This is a genomic window from Caballeronia sp. LZ028, from assembly GCF_031451415.1.
Taxonomy (GTDB): domain Bacteria; phylum Pseudomonadota; class Gammaproteobacteria; order Burkholderiales; family Burkholderiaceae; genus Caballeronia; species Caballeronia zhejiangensis.
Genome location: NZ_JARUXN010000001.1, coordinates 1,942,198 through 1,962,492 on the forward strand (window position 1 = coordinate 1,942,198; position 20,295 = coordinate 1,962,492).

21 protein-coding genes are annotated in these 20,295 nt (G+C 63.9%); 3 read left to right on the forward strand and 18 right to left on the reverse strand.

Features of this window, described 5'->3' with window-relative positions; genetic code table 11:
• Position 1: 1 nt before the first annotated feature.
• From ispG to ndk, 4 genes are all read right to left on the reverse strand, one after another.
• Positions 2-1,318: a flavodoxin-dependent (E)-4-hydroxy-3-methylbut-2-enyl-diphosphate synthase gene (ispG, locus tag QCE58_RS09185; RefSeq protein WP_008349373.1), complete on the reverse strand. Its 1,317-nt coding sequence runs from the start codon at positions 1,316-1,318 to the stop codon at positions 2-4.
• Between the two features lie 131 nt (positions 1,319-1,449).
• Positions 1,450-2,577, reverse strand: a complete 1,128-nt coding sequence (locus tag QCE58_RS09190) for a helix-turn-helix domain-containing protein (protein ID WP_250439828.1) — start codon at positions 2,575-2,577, stop codon at positions 1,450-1,452.
• Positions 2,578-2,761: 184 nt separating this feature from the next.
• Positions 2,762-3,904 carry a 23S rRNA (adenine(2503)-C(2))-methyltransferase RlmN gene (gene rlmN / locus QCE58_RS09195; RefSeq protein WP_008349370.1) on the reverse strand — a complete coding sequence of 381 codons (1,143 nt, stop codon included), beginning with the start codon at positions 3,902-3,904 and terminating at the stop codon, positions 2,762-2,764.
• Between the two features lie 147 nt (positions 3,905-4,051).
• On the reverse strand, positions 4,052-4,477 hold the full coding sequence (gene ndk, locus QCE58_RS09200) for a nucleoside-diphosphate kinase (RefSeq protein WP_008349368.1): 426 nt from the start codon (positions 4,475-4,477) through the stop codon (positions 4,052-4,054).
• A gap of 335 nt (positions 4,478-4,812) precedes the next feature.
• On the opposite strand from ndk, the gene QCE58_RS09205 reads away from it, so the two are divergent.
• Positions 4,813-5,511, forward strand: coding sequence for a Bax inhibitor-1/YccA family protein (locus QCE58_RS09205; RefSeq protein WP_008349366.1), 699 nt, complete (start codon positions 4,813-4,815; stop codon positions 5,509-5,511).
• A gap of 76 nt (positions 5,512-5,587) precedes the next feature.
• Here QCE58_RS09205 and rlmD read toward each other — a convergent pair whose 3' ends face one another.
• From rlmD to surE, 6 genes are read right to left on the reverse strand one after another with little or no spacing between them, the layout of a single operon-like run.
• The gene (rlmD, locus tag QCE58_RS09210; RefSeq protein WP_008349365.1) at positions 5,588-7,003 is read right to left on the reverse strand and encodes a 23S rRNA (uracil(1939)-C(5))-methyltransferase RlmD; all 1,416 of its coding nucleotides are present in this window, start codon (positions 7,001-7,003) and stop codon (positions 5,588-5,590) included.
• 59 nt (positions 7,004-7,062) lie between these two features.
• Positions 7,063-7,839, reverse strand: a complete 777-nt coding sequence (locus tag QCE58_RS09215) for a 3'-5' exonuclease (protein WP_008349363.1) — start codon at positions 7,837-7,839, stop codon at positions 7,063-7,065.
• A 47-nt stretch (positions 7,840-7,886) separates the two neighbouring features.
• The gene (gene rpoS / locus QCE58_RS09220; RefSeq protein ID WP_008349362.1) at positions 7,887-8,984 is read right to left on the reverse strand and encodes an RNA polymerase sigma factor RpoS; all 1,098 of its coding nucleotides are present in this window, start codon (positions 8,982-8,984) and stop codon (positions 7,887-7,889) included.
• Positions 8,985-8,996: 12 nt separating this feature from the next.
• Positions 8,997-9,953 carry a peptidoglycan DD-metalloendopeptidase family protein gene (locus tag QCE58_RS09225; protein ID WP_034473731.1) on the reverse strand — a complete coding sequence of 319 codons (957 nt, stop codon included), beginning with the start codon at positions 9,951-9,953 and terminating at the stop codon, positions 8,997-8,999.
• A 5-nt stretch (positions 9,954-9,958) separates the two neighbouring features.
• Positions 9,959-11,041, reverse strand: coding sequence for a protein-L-isoaspartate(D-aspartate) O-methyltransferase (locus QCE58_RS09230; RefSeq protein WP_250434828.1), 1,083 nt, complete (start codon positions 11,039-11,041; stop codon positions 9,959-9,961).
• Entirely contained in the window at positions 11,038-11,796 is a 759-nt protein-coding gene (surE, locus tag QCE58_RS09235) for a 5'/3'-nucleotidase SurE (protein ID WP_008349357.1), read from the reverse strand. Before surE ends, QCE58_RS09230 begins: the two co-directional genes overlap by 4 nt.
• An 80-nt stretch (positions 11,797-11,876) precedes the next feature.
• Here surE and QCE58_RS09240 point away from each other — a divergent pair, with 80 nt between their 5' ends.
• Both QCE58_RS09240 and QCE58_RS09245 read left to right on the forward strand, forming a co-directional pair.
• Positions 11,877-12,851 (forward strand): NADPH:quinone oxidoreductase family protein, encoded by a 975-nt coding sequence (locus QCE58_RS09240; RefSeq protein ID WP_008349355.1) that lies wholly within the window; start codon positions 11,877-11,879, stop codon positions 12,849-12,851.
• Between the two features lie 48 nt (positions 12,852-12,899).
• On the forward strand, positions 12,900-13,886 hold the full coding sequence (locus QCE58_RS09245; RefSeq protein WP_250521154.1) for a glycosyltransferase: 987 nt from the start codon (positions 12,900-12,902) through the stop codon (positions 13,884-13,886).
• A gap of 10 nt (positions 13,887-13,896) precedes the next feature.
• Here QCE58_RS09245 and QCE58_RS09250 read toward each other — a convergent pair whose 3' ends face one another.
• From QCE58_RS09250 to QCE58_RS09285, 8 genes are all read right to left on the reverse strand, one after another.
• Complete coding sequence (locus QCE58_RS09250) at positions 13,897-14,880, reverse strand: glycosyltransferase family 9 protein (RefSeq protein ID WP_008349351.1); 984 nt, start codon at positions 14,878-14,880, stop codon at positions 13,897-13,899.
• Between the two features lie 149 nt (positions 14,881-15,029).
• Positions 15,030-15,854 (reverse strand): ABC transporter permease, encoded by an 825-nt coding sequence (locus QCE58_RS09255; protein WP_034473729.1) that lies wholly within the window; start codon positions 15,852-15,854, stop codon positions 15,030-15,032.
• 12 nt (positions 15,855-15,866) lie between these two features.
• Positions 15,867-16,700: an ABC transporter ATP-binding protein gene (locus tag QCE58_RS09260; protein ID WP_250521155.1), complete on the reverse strand. Its 834-nt coding sequence runs from the start codon at positions 16,698-16,700 to the stop codon at positions 15,867-15,869.
• 3 nt (positions 16,701-16,703) lie between these two features.
• Positions 16,704-17,741 (reverse strand): ABC transporter substrate-binding protein, encoded by a 1,038-nt coding sequence (locus QCE58_RS09265; RefSeq protein WP_250434830.1) that lies wholly within the window; start codon positions 17,739-17,741, stop codon positions 16,704-16,706.
• Between the two features lie 50 nt (positions 17,742-17,791).
• Entirely contained in the window at positions 17,792-18,997 is a 1,206-nt protein-coding gene (locus tag QCE58_RS09270; RefSeq protein WP_250457750.1) for a CaiB/BaiF CoA-transferase family protein, read from the reverse strand.
• Positions 18,998-19,022: 25 nt separating this feature from the next.
• The gene (locus QCE58_RS09275; protein ID WP_008349339.1) at positions 19,023-19,247 is read right to left on the reverse strand and encodes a DUF1653 domain-containing protein; all 225 of its coding nucleotides are present in this window, start codon (positions 19,245-19,247) and stop codon (positions 19,023-19,025) included.
• 14 nt (positions 19,248-19,261) lie between these two features.
• Positions 19,262-19,858: a recombination mediator RecR gene (gene recR, locus QCE58_RS09280; RefSeq protein WP_250480543.1), complete on the reverse strand. Its 597-nt coding sequence runs from the start codon at positions 19,856-19,858 to the stop codon at positions 19,262-19,264.
• Between the two features lie 51 nt (positions 19,859-19,909).
• Positions 19,910-20,236, reverse strand: a complete 327-nt coding sequence (locus QCE58_RS09285; RefSeq protein ID WP_008349334.1) for a YbaB/EbfC family nucleoid-associated protein — start codon at positions 20,234-20,236, stop codon at positions 19,910-19,912.
• Positions 20,237-20,295: the final 59 nt, after the last annotated feature.

The window sequence follows — 20,295 nt, forward strand, 5'->3', positions numbered from 1 at the left end:
TTTAGAGTGATGCCGCGGACGTCTCGACGCGCTGCCCATAGGTACGCTCGACATAGTCGCTGACGATTTGCTGGAATTCCTCGGCGATGCGCTCGCCGCGCAGCGTCTTCACCTTCACGCCGTCGATGAACACGGGCGCCGCCGGATTCTCGCCCGAACCCGGCAAGCTGATGCCGATATTGGCGTGCTTCGATTCGCCCGGCCCGTTGACGATGCAGCCCATCACCGCGACGTGCATCTTCTCGACGCCGGGGTACTGATCGCGCCACGTGGGCATCGAGTTGCGCAAGTAGCTTTGAATCTGCGACGCCAACTCCTGGAACAGCGTGCTCGTCGTGCGGCCGCAGCCGGGACACGCGATGACCATCGGCGTGAAGGAGCGCAGGCCCATCGTCTGCAGGATTTCCTGGCCGACGACGACTTCGCCGGTGCGCGCGCCGCCCGGTTCCGGCGTGAGCGAAATGCGAATGGTGTCGCCGATGCCTTCCTGCAGCAGCACCGAAAGCGCCGCCGTCGATGCAACGATGCCCTTGGAGCCCATGCCCGCTTCGGTCAGGCCGAGATGGAGCGCGAAGCTGCAACGCTTCGCGAGTTCGCGATACACGGCGATCAGATCCTGCACGCCGCTGACCTTGCACGACAGGATGATCTTGTCGCGGCCGAGACCCAGTTCGACGGCGCGCTCCGCCGAGCCGACCGCGGATTGAATCAGCGCCTCGTACATCACGCTTTGCAGTTCCCACGGATTCGAACGCGCGGCGTTTTCGTCCATCATGCGCGCGAGCAGATCCTGATCGAGACTGCCCCAGTTCACGCCGATACGCACCGGCTTGTCGTATTTGATCGCGGCTTCGATCATCTGCGCGAATTGCGTGTCGCGCTTCGCGCCCTGGCCGACGTTGCCCGGATTGATCCGGTATTTCGACAGCGTCTCGGCGCACGCGGGATGATCGCGCAGCAGCAGATGGCCGTTGTAGTGGAAATCGCCGACGAGCGGCACCGTCACGCCCATGCGATCGAGCTGCTCGCGGATATGCGGCACGGCCGCCGCCGCTTCCGGCGTATTCACCGTAATGCGGACGAGCTCGGAGCCCGCCTGCGCCAGTTCCTTGATCTGGATGGCCGTGCCGATCGCGTCCGCCGTGTCGGTGTTGGTCATCGACTGCACGCGCACCGGCGAATCGCCGCCGATCGTCACGAGCTGGCCACCCCAGCGCACATCGACGGCATGCGATGACCGGCGCGTCAACGGACCGCCGAAGACCGGCTCGGTCGAACAAATCTTGCTGTTGATCAGGGATTGAGCTTCGGATTGCATCGAAAAACCCTTTGGCAACCTTGCCGCCGATACGGCGCCGGTCGCGTGTGTGGAACCTCAAACGGGCGTCACGGCTTGCACCGTGACGCCCTCGACTTGTCCGCCGCGCTGGACAGATCGATCTCGCAAGCTCAAGGCAGCGAGAGACGCGCGACGTTTCCGCGTGCGGACGAATAGCGTTTGGCGTCGACGGGCTCGTCATCGACCGACAGCGACTCGACGCCCTTCACGTTGCCGACGGTCACCTTGAACGGCGCCTCGCCTTCCACGCGCTGGGTGTTGCCCGCGCGCACGAGTCCGGAATACAGTTCCTTGCCGTCCTTGCCGCGCACGCTGAACCAGCTATCTTCCTTCACTTTCAATTCGATCGCGCTCGAACCGCTGCCCGCGACGGCCGGAGCCGACGCCGCCATCGCAACAGCCGAAGCCGCCTTCGCGGCCGATGCGGGCGCCGCCGCAGCCGGCGCGCTCGCGCCCTGCACCGCGGACAGCGTCGACGACGAAGCCGGCAGCGCATTCGTGCCGAGCGGACGCGGCATCGGCTGCTCGCCGGGGCCGGCCGCCACTTCGGGCAGCGACGCTTCGCCGGTGTTGGCGGCCGCGGCCTCGTCGGGCGTCGGCGCGGATGTCGTGCCCGACGCTTCGTTCGATGCCGAAGCAGGCGCGGACGTCGACGACAGACCGATGCCCGTCGTCGCCTTGAGGCGCGCGAGCCAGTTGTTCGAATCGCCGCCGGTGTGCCACATCACGAGCACGGCCAGCACGACGATGATGGCGAGCACGCCCCACATCCACGAGCGCTTGCGGCCCGACGAATTGCCGAGCGGCACCGACACGCGTCCGCGCGGCAGACCCGCGCCCGCCGACGCCGGCACCTTCAGATTCTGCGCGATGTCATCGCCGCTGCGCCGGAACGCCTGCGTGAACGGCGCCGGATCGGCGCCGAGAATCTTCGCGTAACTGCGCACGATGCCCGCCGCGAACGTGCGATCGGGCAACTGGCTGATATCGCCCGCTTCGAGCGCGAGCAGTTTCGGCGGCGACACCTTGAGACGCGCGGAAACGTCGTCGATCGACCATGCTTTCGCCTGGCGCAGTTGCGCGAGACGCGCGCCGACCGCCTGTATCGAGTCCAGATTCCCCGCCTGGCTCGCATTCGATGCCGCCCTTTCCGCGTCGCCCAGGCCGTCGTACTGACTGCCGGACCGGTTGTTGCCGGAATGACTGCCGAAAGGCGTCGGGTGCTGCGGCTCACTCATGCCAAATTCCTCGCATCGATTCTTCTATATAGCGCTGTTGCGTCGTTCGGTTCCAAAAACCCCGTGCACGATACAACCGCAGCGCCATTGCAGACCGCTTTATAACAAAATGTTCGGCTTTTAGCGCCGCATCCAGACGCTTGCTGCGCCCTCCGCTGCGGCTTTTTTCGATGCGGACGCCCGGTCAGACCGCCCGCACCTCGATCGTCTTGCTGCCTGCACGGCCCATGCGTTCGGCAAGACGCGTGCGGTCCTGCACCGCGCCCGCGAGTTGACCGCACGCAGCGTCGATATCGTCGCCGCGCGTCTTGCGCACGGTCGTTACGACGCCCGCATCGATCAACACCTGCGCGAACCGCTTGATCTGCTCGTTCTTCGAGCGCGTCAACCCCGACTCCGGAAACGGATTGAACGGGATCAGATTGAACTTGCACGGCACGTCGCGCGTCACGGCAAGCAATTCGCGCGCGTGCGCTTCGGTGTCGTTGACGCCGTCGAGCATGCAATATTCGAACGTGATGAAGTCGCGCGGCGCGACCTTCAGATAACGCTGACACGCGGCCATCAATTCACGCAGCGGGTACTTCTTGTTCAGCGGGACCAGCATGTCGCGCAGCGGATCGTTCGGCGCGTGCAGCGATACCGCGAGCGCCACCGGCAGGTCGGCCGCGAGGCGGTCCATCATCGGCACGACGCCGGAGGTCGACAAGGTCACGCGACGGCGCGACAAGCCATAGGCGTTGTCGTCGAGCATCAGGCGCATGGCCGGCACGACGGCGTCGTAATTGAGCATCGGCTCGCCCATGCCCATCATCACGACGTTCGTGACGACGCGCTCGCCCTTGCCCGGCCCGCCGACTTCGCGCCCGAGCGACTTGCGCAGCGCGAACTCCGCCATGCGCAACTGGCCGATGATCTCGCCCGTCGTCAGGTTTCGGGAAAAACCCTGCTTGCCGGTGGAACAGAACCGGCAGTTCACCGCGCAACCCGCCTGCGACGACACGCACAGCGTGCCGCGCGTCTCTTCGGGGATGAACACGGTTTCGACCGCGTTGCCGTTGCCGACGTCGACCAGCCATTTGCGGGTGCCGTCGGCGGAAACGTGGTCGCTGATGATGTCGGGCATCGCCATGTTGGCGCGGCCCTTGAGTTTTTCGCGCAGCGATTTCGCGAGATCCGTCATGCCGTCGAAGTCTTCGGCACCATATTGGTGGATCCAGCGCTGCAATTGCTTGGCGCGAAACGGCTTTTCGCCCAGGCTCGCGCAGTACGCGGTGAGCCCGGCGGCGTCGAGATCGAGGAGATTGACGGTGGTGCTGCTCGTCATGTCAAGTTCTGCCATTTCAGATTGCGAAGCCCGGTATCTTCCCGGGACCGTTCGCGCCAATTTCTGCTTCTTTTCGTACCGCTTTTATTGCGTCGAGGCGCGATGCCCGCGATGACCGAACAGCCATCGCGGCTTTCAACGCGAAAATTAACGCGAGTAGACGTTCACTTGCGGGAAGAAGAACGCAACTTCTTGCGCTGCCGTTTCCGGCGCGTCCGAACCGTGAACCGCGTTCGCGTCGATGCTGTCGGCGAAGTCGGCGCGGATCGTGCCCTTGTCCGCCTTCTTCGGGTCGGTCGCGCCCATCAGGTCGCGATTCTTCAGGATGGCGTTCTCGCCTTCCAAGACTTGAATCATCACCGGACCCGAGATCATGAATTCGACCAGATCCTTGAAGAACGGACGTGCGGCGTGCACGGCGTAGAACTTCTCGGCGTCGGCGCGCGACAGATGAACCATGCGCGACGCAATGATCTTCAGACCTGCGTTCTCGAAACGGCTGTAGATCTGGCCGATAACGTTCTTTGCCACTGCGTCCGGCTTGATAATCGACAGGGTGCGCTCGATCGCCATAAAAACTCCAAAAAATGAACGGTTTACGGATTAAAACGAATCGACAATTGTAGCACGAAGCAATGTATGATTGCGATTGAAACCTTACGGCATCGTAAGGATCAAACCCTGCGAGGACTTGGCTGTCCGGACGGCCGAACTGGCCTTTCGGGCTATTGAATTCGGCGCGCGCCGGGGCCATATTGGAACAAAACGCTGCATTGCAACCGGAAGCACGCAGCGCGGCGCGGGCACCAAGCGGTTCTAATATTGGCTTAAGTCCGCGCACCTTATCATTCGCATATGACGAAGTCGCGGGAAGACCGAACGACAGACAATTGGAGCAAGGAGAAACCATGAACGAATCACCCTACAGCTTTGGCCGTAATGGCAGCGTCACCTCGGTCGAGGTGCGCAACCGCGTGCTGCGCAACACCTACTGGCTGCTCGCGCTCTCGATGGTGCCGACGGTGCTCGGCGCATGGGTCGGCGTCGCGACGGGCTTCTCGCTGTTCGCGGCTACCAGCCCGGCAATGAGCTTCATCGCGTTCCTCGCGATCGCGTTCGGCTTCATGTTCGCCATCGAGAAAACCAAGAACAGCGGCATGGGCGTGGTCGTCCTTCTCGGCTTCACGTTCTTCATGGGCCTGATGCTCTCGCGTCTCCTGAGCTTCATTCTCGGGTTCTCGAACGGACCGCAACTGATCATGATGGCCTTCGGTGGCACGGGCGTGATCTTCGCGGCCATGGCGACCATCGCGACCGTCAGCAAGCGCGATTTCTCGGGCCTCGGCAAGTTCCTGTTCATGGGCGTGATCGTCATTCTGCTGGCGGCGTTCGCGAACATCTTCCTGCAGTTGCCGGCGCTCATGATGACGATCTCCGTGCTCGCCATCGTGATCTTCTCGGCGTACATGCTGTTCGACGTGCAGCGCGTGGTGAACGGCGGCGAGACGAACTACATCAGCGCGACGCTCGCGATCTATCTCGACCTGTATAACGTGTTCACGAACCTGCTGGCGCTGCTCGGCATCTTCGGCGGCAACCGCAACTAAGCGCGCCAAACGCGGCAGAAACGAAAAACCGGCCTTCGGGCCGGTTTTTTTGTGCCTGCGAAGCGCCGCAGCCGGATCAGTCGCGCTCGAACAACGCAATCGATTCGACGTGCGACGTGTGCGGGAACATGTTCACGACGCCCGCGCCCTTCATCCGATAACCCGCTTCGTGCACGAGCAGGCCGGCGTCGCGCGCGAGCGTCGCCGGATTGCACGACACATAGACGATGCGCTCGGGCAACGGTCCATCGCCGCTCTGGGCGATGTCCGCGAGCGCCTTCGACACGGCGAGCGCGCCTTCGCGCGGCGGATCGATGAGAAACTTGTCGAAGCGGCCAAGCGCGCGCAGGTCGTCGGCGGTCACTTCGAAGAGATTTCGGCACGCGAACGACGTGTGGCCATCGACGCCATTCGCCTTCGCGTTCTCCAACGCGCGGGCCGTCAGCGCTTCGCTGCCTTCGATCCCGACAACCTCCCGCGACACCCGCGCGAGCGGCAGCGTGAAATTGCCGATGCCGCAGAAAAGGTCGAGCACGCGATCGGACTTCTCCGGAGCAAGCAGGCTGAGCGCCCGGCTCACCAGCACGCGATTGATCTGGTGATTCACCTGCGTGAAGTCGGTCGGCTTGAACGGCATGCGGATATCGAATTCCGGCAGCGTGTAAGCGAGCTCGCTATCGAGCGGATAGAACTGATAAACCGTGTCCGGTCCTTTCGGCTGGAGCCACCATTGGACGCCGTGCGCATCGGCGAAAGTGCGCAGCAGCCCTTCGTCGGCTTCGGTCAGCGGCTCCAGAATGCGCAGCACGAGCGCCGTGACGTCCGATCCGACCGCGAGCTCGATCTGCGGCATGCGATCGCGAATCGACAGGCCCGCCACCAGATGGCGCAGCGGCACGAGCATCGCGGAAACATGCGGCGGCAGCACTTCGCAGCTCGTCATGTCGGCGACGTAACTGCTCTTGCGCTCGTGAAAGCCGACCAGCACGCCGCCCTTCTTTTCCACGTGCCGCACGGTCAGGCGCGCGCGATAGCGATATCCCCACGACGGCCCGTGAATCGGCCGGAACATGGTTTCGGCGCGCAGTTTGGACAGATGTTGCAGGTTGTCTTCGAGCACGCGCTGCTTCACGGCGATTTGCGCGCGAACATCTAGATGCTGCATCGAGCAGCCGCCGCAAATGCCGAAAAACTGGCACTTCGGCTTCGCGCGAATCACGCTCTCGCGCAGCACGCTCACCACTTGCGCCTGCTCGAAGCTCGGCTTTTTGCGGTAGCTCGAATAGCTGACACGTTCGCCCGGCAACGCGCCTTCGACGAAGATGACCTTGCCCGGCTCTCCGTTTTCGTTGACCGTGCGACCGACGCCGCGCGCTTCCATGTCGAGCGACTCGATTTCGATTTCGGGCGCGACGAAGTTCGGATCGGGCGTGACGGATTTCGCCGGCGCGGCGCGGCGGCGATGCTGGGTTTTTCGAGCGGCTTCGGACACCTGCGTACTTCCTGACTTATCGTGGGGCAAAGGCGAGATTGTAGACGAACGTCACGCTCTCATTCGACGAACGCCGCCAGATACTCCGCCCAGTGCGGCGAAGTCTCCTGCGCGAGCGCATTCTTGACGAAGTTGATTTCGTCGGCGTACTCGTCGGGCGTGAAGCCGCCGCGCATCATCTGAAAACGACAGTACATCAGATACGTGTTGACGACATCGGTCTCGCAATAGTTACGGATTTCGTCGATATGGCCGTCGCAATACGCTTCCCAGACCTTGCCCCCGTCCATGCCGAGCTTGCCGGGAAAGCCGCATAGCTTCGCGAGCGCATCGAGCGGCGCATTGGCGCGCGCCTGATACATCGCGAGCACGTCCATCAGGTCGATGTGCCGCATGTGATAGCGGCTGATGTAGTTGTTGAACTTGAACTCGCGGTCGTCCTGACCGAGATCCCAGTAGCGCGGCGCGGCGATGCCGTGCACGAGCGCGCGGTAGTGGAGCACGGGCAGATCGAAGCCGCCGCCGTTCCACGACACGAGCTGAGGCGTGTATTTCTCGATCACGCGATAGAACGACTGGATGAGCGCGGCCTCGCCGTCGGCCGTCGTGCCGAGCGAGCGCACGCGAAAGCCGTTGTTGTCGCGAAACACGCACGAAATCGCCGCGACACGCTGCAGATGATGCGGCAAGAAATCATTGCCGACGCGCTCGCGGCGCGCTTCGAACGCATGTTCGGCGACCTCGCGGTCGGAGAGATCGTCGGGCAAATCTTCGAGACGGCGAATGCCGTCGACATCGGGGATTGTCTCGATGTCGAAAACGAGAATCGGTGTCATTGAATCCTGGAGCGCGACGCCCCAAGCCGAAGGGCGTCGCCGAAGCGTTAAAGCACGGCGTCCTTGCGAACGCCGTTGGATGCGAAAAAGCGCTTGAGACGCACGAGCGCCTCTTGCTGGATCTGGCGCACACGCTCGCGCGTGAGGCCCATTTCGTCGGCGAGTTCTTCGAGCGTCGCGGGCTCGATGTGGTTCAGCCCGAAACGCCGTTCGATCACGTGCCGGTGTTTGTCGGACAGACGCGAGAGCCACAGTCGCGTGAGCGATTCGAGTTCGCGATGCTGCACTTCCGCGTCCGGCGACTGGCTCTGATCGTCGGAAAGGAGATCGAGCAGGCTGCTGCCCGGATCGAGGTCGAGCGGCGCGTCGAGCGAAGCCGTGTGTTCGTTGAGCGCGAGGATATCGGTGACTTCCTCGGGCGTCTTGCCGGTGAGATACGCAATATCGTCGATGCTCGCGTCGCGGCGTTCGGGCGCGACGCTGTCATTCGAATTGGCGGAATTTTTTTCCAGATGGCGCTTCGCGCGCAGCACCTGGTTCAACTCGCGGATGACGTGAACCGGCAGACGCACCGTGCGCGCCTGGTTCATGATCGCGCGCTCGATGCTCTGGCGGATCCACCAAGTGGCATAGGTCGAAAACCGGAAACCGCGCGTCGGATCGAATTTCTCGATTGCGTGCATGAGGCCGAGATTGCCTTCCTCGATCAGGTCGAGCAACGGCACGCCGCGATTGAGATATCCCTTCGCGATACTGACGACGAGCCGCAGATTGCGCTCGATCATCACCTGGCGCGCGTCGAATTCGCCGGCTTTCGCGAGTCGCGAATAGCGCTGCTCTTCCTCGACGGTCAGGAGCGGCTTCACGCTGATGCGGTTCAGGTAATGCTGGATCGTGTCGGCGGTGAGCTCGGCCTGCAAAAGCGAGCGGAAATCGTCGGCGTCGGGCGCGGAATCGTTTGCGCCTTCCGCTGCTTCGTCGCTGCTTTTTCCGCGGCTGTTGCCTTCTTCGTCCGAATCGACGTCGACATCGACATTGTCGATGTCCTCGTCTTGAGTCGAAGCACCGTCTTCCACCGACACTTGCAAAGGTCGGCTGATCGTCTCAGTCTCGGCTTGCGGCAGGCGGCGCTTCGTTTTTGGCATGATGGTTTCGCTTTATTGCGGCGGCAAATACTTCAGTGGGTCAACAGGTTTTCCCTGCCGGCGAACTTCGAAATGCAACATCACGCGGTCCGAATCGCTGTTCCCCATCTCAGCGATCTTCTGCCCTTTAGTTACCGCGTCTCCCTCTTTTACCATCAAAGCACGGTTATGTGCGTACGCTGTCAGAAAAGTTGCGTCGTGTTTGATGATAATGAGATTGCCGTAGCCGCGCAGCCCATTTCCGGAGTAAACCACTCGGCCATCCGCCGACGCGTTGACCGGATCTCCCGCCGCACCGCCAATGTTCAAACCTTTGTTGCTCGCTTCGTTGAATGTGCCGAGAATCGGACCGCGCGCCGGCCAGATGAACGCCGGCTGGGCCGCTGGCGCCGCCGCGTTCGCATCCGCGCCCGGCACGCCAGGCGCCGATGCCATGCCCGCCGCCGCGCCGGCCGTTCCCGGCGCCGCGCCCATACCCGAGTTGGCGCCGTAATACGGCGGCTGCGCGGTCGCACCCGGCTGCGGGCTCGCGTACGCGTTCGCGCCATTCAACGGCTGCGTCTGCACGCCGCCGCCCACGATCGGCGCGGTCGCCACACCGGGCGTCGCCGCCGCGACATTCGCGCCCGGAGGCGCCACGCGCATCAGCTGGCCGACTTCGATCTGGTTCGGGTTGGTCAGGTTGTTCCACGCTGCGATGTCGTGATAATTCTGACCGTTTTCCAGTGCGATCCGATATAGGGTGTCGCCCGGCTTCACACGGTAATAGCCCGGCGGCGGCGGGCCGTTGTCCGGCGTCTGCGCTGCCGTCGTGCCGATGGGCGCGCCCGTTCTGTCGACGACCGGCGCCATGTCCATGCGCGTCGAACACGCCGCCAGCGCGGACAACGCCAGCACGCACACGCCGCGCTGCGCCGCGCTTAAGGCTTGGTCCGCACTTCCTTCTCGCAAAGCACGCAGGATACTCATCGGTGTCAAATCACTCCGGATTTTAAGGGTACAAAGAAAACGCGATCGAGCTGCTCTTCCCGCCATTGGCTTGCCGACACGCGCGTGACGAGCGTCAGCACCTGCGACTGCGCGGCCTGCGATCCGACCGGCGCGACGAGCTTGCCGCCGACCGCCAGTTGATCGAGCAAGGCCTGCGGCACGTCGAGGCCGGCGCACGCGATGACGATCGCGTCGAACGGCGCGGCCGCGGGCAAGCCGAGGCGGCCATCGCCGTAATGCAGCCGGATATTCGGCACGCGCAACGGCCGAAGATTGAGCTTCGCGCGCTCCGACAACGGACGCACGCGTTCGATCGAATAAACCTCAGTGGCGACTTGCGACAGCACGGCCGCCTGATAACCGCAACCGGTGCCGATCTCCAGCACCTTGTTCAACGCGCGCCCGGTCGCGACCAGTTCGATCATGCGCGCGACGACCGACGGCTTCGAGATGGTCTGGTGATGGCCGATCGGCAGCGCGGCGTCTTCGTAAGCCTGCGCCGCGAGCCCCGGATCGACGAACATGTGGCGCGGCACGACCGACATCGCATTGAGCACGCGCGGATCGGTCACGCCGTTCGAGCGCAGGCGTTCGACCATGCGCTCGCGCACCCGTTCCGATGTGAGTGTCTGCGTGCTTGCCAGCGCAACATTGGGCGCGCCTTTTTTCGTCGCGATCGCGGCGGCGTTCAGGTCGCGCTCGCCGGGCCGCGGCGCCGGACGCAGTGAATTCGCGCGCGCCGGATGAGCCGAATGATGCGTCTGCGCCGCGCTCTTGCTCGCCGACGGAACCGGTTTCGCCCCGCCAATTGCGGTCTTCGCGCCCGAACGCACGGGAAAAACGGACGTGGCCGGCTTCGCGGACGCCGCTGCCGTCGCGGGATTTTTCATCGTCGCGTTCGCCGCGCGCGATTGTCCAGGCCTTGCCGGCTGCGTCGGCGTCGGCTTCAGCGCGGAAGCGGCGGCTGGCTTGCCGCGCGAATCTTGCGGACGGGCCGCGGGTTTGCGCGGCTCGCGAACAAGATCCGCGAGCGCCAGCGGAAAGCGCTTGGCGCGCTCGTCGCTCATGTGCGAGCGCTCCCGGCGCGCGCCCATTCGCGCGTCTCCGCCATGAGCTTCGTATGAGTGAGATCGAGTTGCAGCGGCGTGATCGACACGAAGCCGTTCGCGACCGCGTGGAAATCGGTGCCTTCGCTCGCGTCGAGCGCATCGCCTGACGGGCCGATCCAGTAGATGGGGTTGCCGCGCGGATCGGTCTGGCGGATCACCGGCTGCGAAGGATGACGCTTGCCGAGGCGCGTCACTTTCCATTCGCGCAACTGATCGTAAGGCAGGCTCGGAATGTTCACGTTCAGCAACGGATGACCCGGCATCGGATGTTCGAGGAAATGAGCGACGATCTCGGCCGCCACGCGCGCGGCGTCGTCGAGATGAAGCCAGTCGCGGCCGACGAGCGAAAATGCGATCGCCGGAATGCCGAACATGAAGCCTTCGGTGGCGGCCGCCACGGTGCCCGAGTACAGCGTGTCCTCGCCGACGTTCTGCCCGTTGTTGATGCCCGACACGACGAGATCAGGCTGCTCGTCGAGCATGCCCGTGAGCGCGATGTGCACGGAATCGGTCGGCGTACCGTTCACGAAGTTGAAACCGTTCGGCGCCTGATGAACGCTCAAGGGCCGCGACAGCGTAAGCGAGTTGGACGAGCCGCTGCAGTTCTGCTCCGGCGCCATCACCGTCACTTCGCCGAGCGGCTGCAGGACATCGTGCAGCACATTGATGCCGCGCGCCAGATAACCGTCGTCGTTGCTGAGTAGGATTCGCATCCGACGATTGTAACCGAGGAAAGTGGCGCGACGACGACTCGAACTGCCATACACTGAGCCCAGTTCAACCAGGAGAAAACATGCGCGCCGTACGATGCAACGAACACGGATTGCCCCACACGCTTTCGATCGAAACGCTGCCCGACCTGCATCCGGAAGCAGGCGAAGTCGTCATTGACGTGAAAGCGGCGAGCGTGAACTTTCCCGACGTGCTCATCATCCAGAACAAATACCAGTTCAAGCCGCCGCTGCCGTTCACGCCCGGCGCGGAGTTCGCGGGCATCGTGCGCGAAGCCGGCGCGGGCGTCACGCATCTCGCGCCCGGCATGCGCGTGGCCGCCTACACCGCGCAAGGCGCGTTCGCCGAACAGGCGCGCGCGAAAGCCGCCGATTGCATCGTCTTGCCCGATGACGTCGATCTCGCCGAGGCCGCCGCGTTCTCGCTCGCCTACGGCACGTCGTATCACGCGCTCGTCGATCGCGGCGAGCTCAAGGCCGGCGACACGCTGCTCGTGCTCGGCGCGGCCGGCGGCGTCGGCATCGCGGCGATCCAGATCGGCAAGATCGTCGGTGCGCGCGTGATCGCGGCGGCATCGAGCGCGGAGAAGCTCGCGTTCTGTCGCGAACATGGCGCGGACGAGGTCATCGATTACGCGCACGAAGACTTGCGCGAGCGTATCAAGGCGCTGACGGACGGCAACGGGCCGGATGTGATCTTCGATCCGGTCGGCGGAACGTATGCCGAACCCGCGTTTCGCAGCATCGGCTGGCGCGGACGGTATCTCGTCGTCGGCTTCGCGAACGGCGAGATTCCGAAGCTGCCGTTCAATCTGGCGCTGCTGAAAGGCGCGAGCATCGTCGGCGTGTTCTGGGGCGGTCACATGCAGCGCGAACACGCGCTCGCCGATCGGGAATTCGCGACGATGGTCGAGTGGATCAAAGCGGGCAAGCTGCGCCCTGTCGTCACGAAACGCTACTCGCTCGACGAAACGCCGCAAGCGCTGGACGACATGATGAACCGGCGCGTGACGGGCAAGATCGTGATCGAGCCATAACGCGCGCACTGCTACCATTGCGCGCTTTCACGCACTCCGCGAAGAGCCATGGCGAGTCTATGCCCCAATGTCAGCGTCATCGTGCCGGTCTACAACTGCGAAGCCTGGCTCGAAGCGCTGCTGCGCTCGGTGCTCGATCAGCAAGGCGTCGATCTCGAAGTCATCGCGATCTGTGACGGCGCGACAGACGACAGTCTCGCCATGCTCGAAACGATGGCGGCGCCCGATGCGCGCATCCGTGTGGTAGCGCAGGAAAATCGCGGCGTATCGGCGACGCGCAATGTCGGGCTGACGCTCGCGCGCGGCGAGTGGATCGCGTTCGCGGACGGCGACGACTGGATGAAGCCCGGCGCGTTGCGCACGTGGATCGAACACGGCCGCCAGCATCGGCTTGATGTCGTGATCGGCAACGGATTCAGCTTCGAGGACTTGCCGCCGCCCGCCGATCCTCGACCGATGTACGAAGGCCAGCCGTGGGGCGACATCTGCGACGGCACGGCGTGGCTGAAACGGACCGTGCCGAACGACGACTGGGTCGTCTGCGTGTGGCTGCAATGCGTGCGGCGCGATGTCGTCGTGAGACACGGCCTGCGTTTCGAGGAAGGCGTGGTGCACGAGGACATCATCTGGGCGTTGCAGCTCGGGCTTCACGCACAGCGCGTCGGTTTCGTGCGCGAACCGTTGTACGGCTATCGACGCAATCCGGAATCGATCACGAACTCGCCCTCGCCGGCCGCTGTCGCGCGCCGCGCGGCGGGTTATCTGCGCGTGATCGACGCGCTCGTGACCGCCGCGCTCGATCCGCAAACCGACCGAAGTCTCAGCCGGATTCTGCTACGCCAAGCCAACCGCGAAAGCGGTCATCTCCTGCATGTGCTCAGAAAGCGCCTGACCGACGACGAACTGCGCAAGCCTTTCGCGCGGCAGTTTCTGCAGTCGGGGTATGTTCGCGCGATGCTGAAGGGCGCGACCAATGCGAGCGAAGTGTGGCGCGCGCTTCGCTGCTGGCGCGTCTATTCGCGCTTCGCGGCGTGAAGGCGTCCGCTTATAGGCGTCGCGATTGCGCGCGCGGCAGCATGCCGATGCGCGTTGCTTGGGTCGGCTGAGCCGCTTTGGCGTCGGCGAAATCGGCCATCGCGTAGTGTTGCGCCGCGCGCGCATGGTTGCCGTGCAACGTCCTGAACGCGGATGTCACGCGACGCACGGTGAGCAGGCGTTGCCACAAGCGTTCGCGAAGCCCGCCGAAAGGCAGAAAGGACGGCGGCACCACGACCGCGCCCGGGCCCCAGCCCGGACGCCACGAGCGCGCAAGGCCCTGGCGCATAAAGAGAGAGAGCGTCGGCACGCCGATGCAGGACGCGAGATGCCCGAGCCCCGAATCGTTGCCGATGAACCACGACGATTCGGCGATCCATGCCGCGACTTCGCCCAGTTGCGGCAGCGCATTGACCTCGCACCCTTCTTCAGCGATATCGCCCCAGACGCCGAACTCCGCAGGCGCGACGAGAAAGCTCGGGCGCAATCTCCGCCGCGTCAGCGCACGCGAGAGCGCAAGAAACTTCTCGCGGCCCCACATCTTTTCAGGATGACTGCCGGTCGGATGAATGACGACGCGATTCGCGAAGCGCCCGCGCATGACGCCGGACGGCACGACGAGACCGTTCGCGCGCGTCACGTCGGCGAGACCGAGCACGTTCTTCGCGATATCGACGATGCGGTCGACCATGTGCTTCGAGCCGCCGTATTCGGGCAGCGTGGCGAGACAGATGGTCTGGCCCGAGCGGCTCAGCGTCGATGCGTAGTCGGTCGGGCGAAGCTCGATCACGGTGTCGAACGCGCCCTGCCAGGCGTCGCGACGCCCTACCGTCACATGGGGAAACCAGTCGGCGAGTTGCTCCACGACCCAGCCGAACACGACGGGGCGATATCCGTTGCGGATGAGATTGTCGACGAGAACGAGCCCGATGAGGCTGTCGCCGATCGGCGATGGCAATACCACCGCAATCGAACCGTCAGTTCGCAGTTTCATTGTTGGTCCCGCGGGATCGCACGACGGACGTCGTGCAACGGCCTGTCCAGGACAGCATGATAGCGATGTCGACCGTGTCGTGCCATGACGGGCATTCCGAAAACGGTCGGCTTCGTTGACGGCGTGTTGGCACGCGCACAACCGGGGCGTCAAAGCTTCTCGGTTTCTCCGCTCTTCGGCTGCCATTTCATGAGCCGGCGCTCGACCAGCGCGACGAGACCGTCGAGCACCAGCGCGAACGCGGTCAGCACGAGAATCCCCGCGAACACCGTGTTGATGTCGAAGGTGCCTTCGGCCTGCAGGATCAGATAACCGACACCGCGCGCCGAGCCGAGATATTCGCCGACCACCGAGCCGACGAACGCGAGCCCCACCGACGTGTGCAGGCTCGAAAACACCCAGCTGGTCGCGCTCGGCAGATAGACATACCGCAGCAACTGCTTGCGATTCGCGCCGAGCATGCGCGCATTCGCGAGCACGACCGGGCTCACTTCCTTCACGCCCTGATACACGTTGAAGAACACGATGAAGAACACGAGCGTCACGCCAAGCGCGACCTTCGACCAGATGCCGAGACCGAACCACACCGCGAAGATCGGCGCCAGGATCACGCGCGGCATCGAATTGGCGGCCTTGATGTAGGGATCGAGGAGCGCGCTCGTCATCGGCGCGAGCGCGAGCCAGAGACCGACGCCGAGTCCCGTCACCGTGCCGATGACGAACGCCAGCACCGTTTCGATCAGCGTCACCCACAGATGGATGTAAATCTCGCCGCTCGTGAACCATTCCCAGATGCGTATGAGCACCTTCTGCGGCTCGCCGAAGAAAAAGGCGGCCTTGTTCGCGTCGTCGAAATAGAAAGGCGGCAAGAGCGTCGGGCTCGTCAGCATGTACCACAGCACGAAGCACGCGAGCAGCAACAGCCACTGCCACACGATGAGATTCGCCCGATTCGGGCGCAGCTTGTTCCACATGGTCGTATCGTCTTATTCGGCGGCGGCGGCGGGCTTCAGCTGCTGCTGATAACCCTTCAGCACTTCTTCGCGCAGCACGCCCCAGATCTGAGCGTGCAGTTCGACGAAGCGCGGATGCGAGCGGATCTCGGCGACATCGCGCGGGCGCGGCAGATCGATCGCGAATTCGCCGATCGGATGCGTGCCCGGCCCCGCCGCCAGCACGACGACGCGATCGGACATCGAGATCGCCTCGTCCAGATCGTGCGTGATGAAAAGCACGGCCTTGCGTTTCGCGGCCCACAGATCGAGCAACTCGTTTTCCATGAGCTGGCGCGTCTGGATGTCGAGCGCGGAGAACGGCTCGTCCATGAGGATGATGTCGGGATCGAGGATGAGCGTCTGCGCCATCGCGACGCGCTTACGCATGCCGCCCGACAACTGATGCGGATAACGGTCGCCGAAACCGCCGAGGCCCACGCGCTTCAGCCATTCCTCGCCGCGCTTGTCGGCTTCGGCCTTCGGCACGCCCTGAAACGCGAGGCCGGCCGTGACGTTGTCGAGCGCGGAGCGCCACGGCATCAGCGCATCGGCCTGGAACATGTAGCCCGCGCGCCGGTTGATGCCCTTCAGCTTTTCGCCGAACACGCTCACGGTGCCCGACGAAGGCTCCAGCAATCCCGCCGACACGTTGAGCAATGTCGATTTTCCGCAGCCGGTCGGCCCGACGACGGACACGAATTCTCCTGGCGCGATCGCGAGGCTCGTATCGCGGACCGCCGTGTAGCGATCACGGCGACTCTCGCGCGACGCGAACGTGCAGGTGACGTCCTCGAGCGCGAGCGCATGGTTCGATGGCGACGACATCGGTCAGACCTTGACGCTCGCGAGCGCCTTCTTGACGAAATCGTTGGTCCAGGTCTTCGACAGGTCGATCGGTTTGCCCTTCACGGTTTCGTCGAAGGCTTGCAGCGTCTTGAGCGAGGTCGCGGGACCGTCGGCGGGCATCAGGCCGTCCGGCGACAGCGCTTCCTTCACGTGCTGCCACGAATCGAGATACAGCGCGCGATCGCCGAGCAGATAGCTTTCCGGCACCGTCGAGATGAGATCCTTGCCCGAGGCCGTCTGCAGCCACTTCAGCGCGCGTACCATCGCGTTGGTGAGCGCCTGCGTCGTGTTCGGATTCTTCGTGATGAAGCTCTGCGACGCGTACAGGCAACCCGCCGGCATGTTGCCGCCGAACACCTTCACGGTGTCCGCGAGCGTGCGCGTGTCCGACACGATGCGGATATCGCCCGCGCGATCGAGCTTGGTCATCACCGGATCGAGGTTGGCGATGGCGTCGATCTGGCCGGATTGCAGCGCGGCGATCGCGCCCGCGCCCGCGCCGACGCCGATGAACGACACGTCGGTCGCCTTCAGCCCCGCTTGCGCGAGCACGAAGCTCGCCATGATCGCCGTCGACGAGCCCGGCGCCGTCACGCCGATTTTCTTGCCCTTCAAATCGGCGACGGACTTGTAGTTCGGCATCGCCTTCTTGGACACGGCGAGCACGATCTGCGGCGCGCGCCCTTGCAGCACGAATTCGCGGAAGTACTGATTCTTCGCCTGCAGCAGCAACGTGTGCTCGAACGCGCCGGATACGACATCCGCGCTGCCGCCGACCGCCGCCTGAAGCGCCTTCGCGCCGCCCGCGAAATCGGCGATTTCGACGTCGAGCCCTTCGTCCTTGAAGTAGTTGCGACGCTCGGCGATCGTGAGCGGCAGATAGTAGAAGAGATTCTTGCCGCCGACCGCGACCGATACCTTGCTCTGCTCCAGCTTGTTCTGTGCGAATGCGAGCGGCATGCCCGAGATTGCCCCGCCCGCGAGCGCGGCGCCGCTCGCGATGAACGTTCTGCGTTTCATCGTTGTCTGTCTCCTGGTTTTATCGTTGTCGGCGCTGTTCGGCTCGAGGCTCAGATCACCTTGGCCGCGCGCAGCCGCGCAATATCGTCGGCATCATACCCGAGCGTTTGAAGTACTTCATCCGTGTGTTCACCGAGTTGCGGCCCGAGCCAGCGCGTTTCCCCCGGCGTTTCGGAGAGCTTCGGCGTCACGTTCGGCAGCGTGATCTCGCGGCCGTCCTGCCACGGGAAACGCTGCAGCATCTGACGCGCGAGGTATTGCGGATCGGTGAACATGTCGGCGACGCTGTAGATGCGCCCGGCCGGCACGTCGGCGGCGTTCAACACAGCGAGCGCCTCGTCGATGCTGCGCGTCGAGAGCCAAGCGGCGATAGCGTCGTCGATTTCCTGCGTGCGCGGCACGCGTCCGTCGTTCGACGCGAGCGCGGGATCGTCCGCGAGATCCGCGCGATCGATCGCGTTCATCAGGCGCTTGAAGATCGGATCGCTGTTGCCGCCGATCACGATGCTGCCATCGCGGCACGGATACGTGTTCGACGGCACGATGCCCGGCAGCGACGCGCCCGTGCGCTCGCGCACCATGCCGTACACGCCGTATTCCGGCACGACGCTTTCCATCATGTTGAAGACGGCTTCATAGAGCGCGACGTCGACGACCTGGCCTTTGCCGCCGTTCACTTGGCGATGATGCAGCGCCATCAGCGCGCCGATCACGCCGTGCAGCGCGGCGATCGAATCGCCGATCGAAATGCCGATGCGCGGCGGCGGCAAATCCGGATAACCGGTGATATGACGCAAACCGCCCATCGATTCCGCGATTGCGCCGAAGCCCGGACGATCGCGATACGGACCGGTCTGACCGTATCCGGAAAGGCGCACCATCACGAGAGCGGGATTGTCGGCGGACAGCACCTCGTAACCGAGCCCGAGTTTCTCCAGCAAGCCGGGCCGGAAATTCTCGACGACGATATCGGCTTCCTTCGCGAGCCGCCGCACGATCTCCTTGCCCTCGTCGGCCTTGAGATTGATCGTCACGGATTTTTTGTTGCGCGCCTGCACGGCCCACCAGAGCGACGTGCCGCCCACTTCCGGATAGAGCTTGCGCCACTTGCGCAGCGGGTCACCGCCGTTCGGATCCTCGATCTTGATGACGTCGGCGCCGAACTCGCCCATGAAGCGCGCGGCGAACGGGCCGGCGATGAGCGTGCCCAGTTCCAGTACCTTCACGCCCGCGAGTGGTCCCGTCGTTGCGCTCATGGTCGTGTCTCCTTTGTGTGTTTTCTCAGAGCGGAATATCGAGCGGCTTGAAGCGCGGCGTGCCGTCGGCGAGCGTCTCGCTGAACATCGCCGCGGGGCGCACCCACAAGCCGCGTTCATGCGGCCACAGATGCTCGTAGACGATCATCGCTTCCTCGGTTTCCGAGTGCCGCGCGACGCCGATCACGCGATACAGCCCGCCCTTGTAGTGACGATGCGTCGCGAGCGCGAGCGCTTCGGTTTCTGTCATCGATTGGAGTCCTTTCATATGGAACGGCGATCGAGCATCGCGCGCGCGATCGTGCCGGCATCGACATATTCGAGCTCGCCGCCGACCGGCACGCCGCGCGCGAGCCGCGTCACCTTGAGCCCTTTGCTCTTGAGCGTTTGCGCGAGATAGTGCGCGGTCGCTTCGCCTTCGTTGGTGAAGTTGGTAGCCAGCACCACTTCCCGCACAACGCCGTCGAGCGCGCGATTGATGAGCCGCTCGAAGTGAATCTCCTTCGGACCGATGCCGTCGAGCGGGCTGAGCCGTCCCATCAGTACGAAATAGAGCCCGCGATACGTGAGCGTCTGTTCGAGCATGATCTGGTCGGCAGGCGTCTCGACGACGCACAGCAAAGCCGGATCGCGCTCTTCGTCGCTGCAGACTTCGCAGATATCGCTTTCCGTGAACGTGTTGCACTTCTCGCAGTGCTTCAGATTCTCGGTGGCGAACAGCAGCGAATTGCCGAGCTTTTCGGCGCCTTTGCGATCGTGCTGCATCAGGTGATACGCCATGCGCTGCGCCGACTTCGGTCCGACGCCGGGCAGCGCGCGCAGCGCTTCGACGAGCGCCGACAGGGCGGAAGGTTGTTTCATGTGTCCTTCATTTGACATCGAAGCGCGCCGAATCCGCTCCGGCGCGCGCGATCAGAACGGCAGCTTGAAACCCGGCGGCATCGGCATGCCGGCGGTCATGCCGCTCATCTTCTCTTGCGTGGTGGCTTCCGCCTTGCGCACGGCGTCGTTGAACGCGGCGGCGACGAGATCTTCCAGCATGTCCTTGTCGTCGGCGAGCAGGCTCGGGTCGATCTGCACGCGGCGAACGTCGTTCTTGCAGGTCATCGTCACCTTCACGAGACCGGCGCCGGACTGGCCCTCGACCTCGATCTGCGCGAGCTGATCCTGCATCTTCTTCATGTTTTCCTGCATCTGCTGAGCCTGTTTCATCAGCCCGGCGAGTTGGTTCTTCATCATGGTTCGGCTCCTTACTGGAAAACGTGTGGCAAAAGCACGCGCGATGCGCGCGCCCGATA

Bases quoted from the DNA above. Each gene is read 5' to 3' on its own strand.
- ispG (WP_008349373.1), bottom strand. From the start codon at position 1,318: ATGCAATCCGAAGCTCAATCCCTGATCAACAGCAAGATTTGTTCGACC.
- QCE58_RS09190 (WP_250439828.1), bottom strand. From the start codon at position 2,577: ATGAGTGAGCCGCAGCACCCGACGCCTTTCGGCAGTCATTCCGGCAAC.
- rlmN (WP_008349370.1), bottom strand. From the start codon at position 3,904: ATGACGAGCAGCACCACCGTCAATCTCCTCGATCTCGACGCCGCCGGG.
- ndk (WP_008349368.1), bottom strand. From the start codon at position 4,477: ATGGCGATCGAGCGCACCCTGTCGATTATCAAGCCGGACGCAGTGGCA.
- QCE58_RS09205 (WP_008349366.1), top strand. From the start codon at position 4,813: ATGAACGAATCACCCTACAGCTTTGGCCGTAATGGCAGCGTCACCTCG.
- QCE58_RS09215 (WP_008349363.1), bottom strand. From the start codon at position 7,839: ATGACACCGATTCTCGTTTTCGACATCGAGACAATCCCCGATGTCGAC.
- rpoS (WP_008349362.1), bottom strand. From the start codon at position 8,984: ATGCCAAAAACGAAGCGCCGCCTGCCGCAAGCCGAGACTGAGACGATC.
- QCE58_RS09225 (WP_034473731.1), bottom strand. From the start codon at position 9,953: ATGAGTATCCTGCGTGCTTTGCGAGAAGGAAGTGCGGACCAAGCCTTA.
- QCE58_RS09230 (WP_250434828.1), bottom strand. From the start codon at position 11,041: ATGAGCGACGAGCGCGCCAAGCGCTTTCCGCTGGCGCTCGCGGATCTT.
- surE (WP_008349357.1), bottom strand. From the start codon at position 11,796: ATGCGAATCCTACTCAGCAACGACGACGGTTATCTGGCGCGCGGCATC.
- QCE58_RS09240 (WP_008349355.1), top strand. From the start codon at position 11,877: ATGCGCGCCGTACGATGCAACGAACACGGATTGCCCCACACGCTTTCG.
- QCE58_RS09245 (WP_250521154.1), top strand. From the start codon at position 12,900: ATGGCGAGTCTATGCCCCAATGTCAGCGTCATCGTGCCGGTCTACAAC.
- QCE58_RS09250 (WP_008349351.1), bottom strand. From the start codon at position 14,880: ATGAAACTGCGAACTGACGGTTCGATTGCGGTGGTATTGCCATCGCCG.
- QCE58_RS09255 (WP_034473729.1), bottom strand. From the start codon at position 15,854: ATGTGGAACAAGCTGCGCCCGAATCGGGCGAATCTCATCGTGTGGCAG.
- QCE58_RS09260 (WP_250521155.1), bottom strand. From the start codon at position 16,700: ATGTCGTCGCCATCGAACCATGCGCTCGCGCTCGAGGACGTCACCTGC.
- QCE58_RS09265 (WP_250434830.1), bottom strand. From the start codon at position 17,741: ATGAAACGCAGAACGTTCATCGCGAGCGGCGCCGCGCTCGCGGGCGGG.
- QCE58_RS09270 (WP_250457750.1), bottom strand. From the start codon at position 18,997: ATGAGCGCAACGACGGGACCACTCGCGGGCGTGAAGGTACTGGAACTG.
- QCE58_RS09275 (WP_008349339.1), bottom strand. From the start codon at position 19,247: ATGACAGAAACCGAAGCGCTCGCGCTCGCGACGCATCGTCACTACAAG.
- recR (WP_250480543.1), bottom strand. From the start codon at position 19,858: ATGAAACAACCTTCCGCCCTGTCGGCGCTCGTCGAAGCGCTGCGCGCG.
- QCE58_RS09285 (WP_008349334.1), bottom strand. From the start codon at position 20,236: ATGATGAAGAACCAACTCGCCGGGCTGATGAAACAGGCTCAGCAGATG.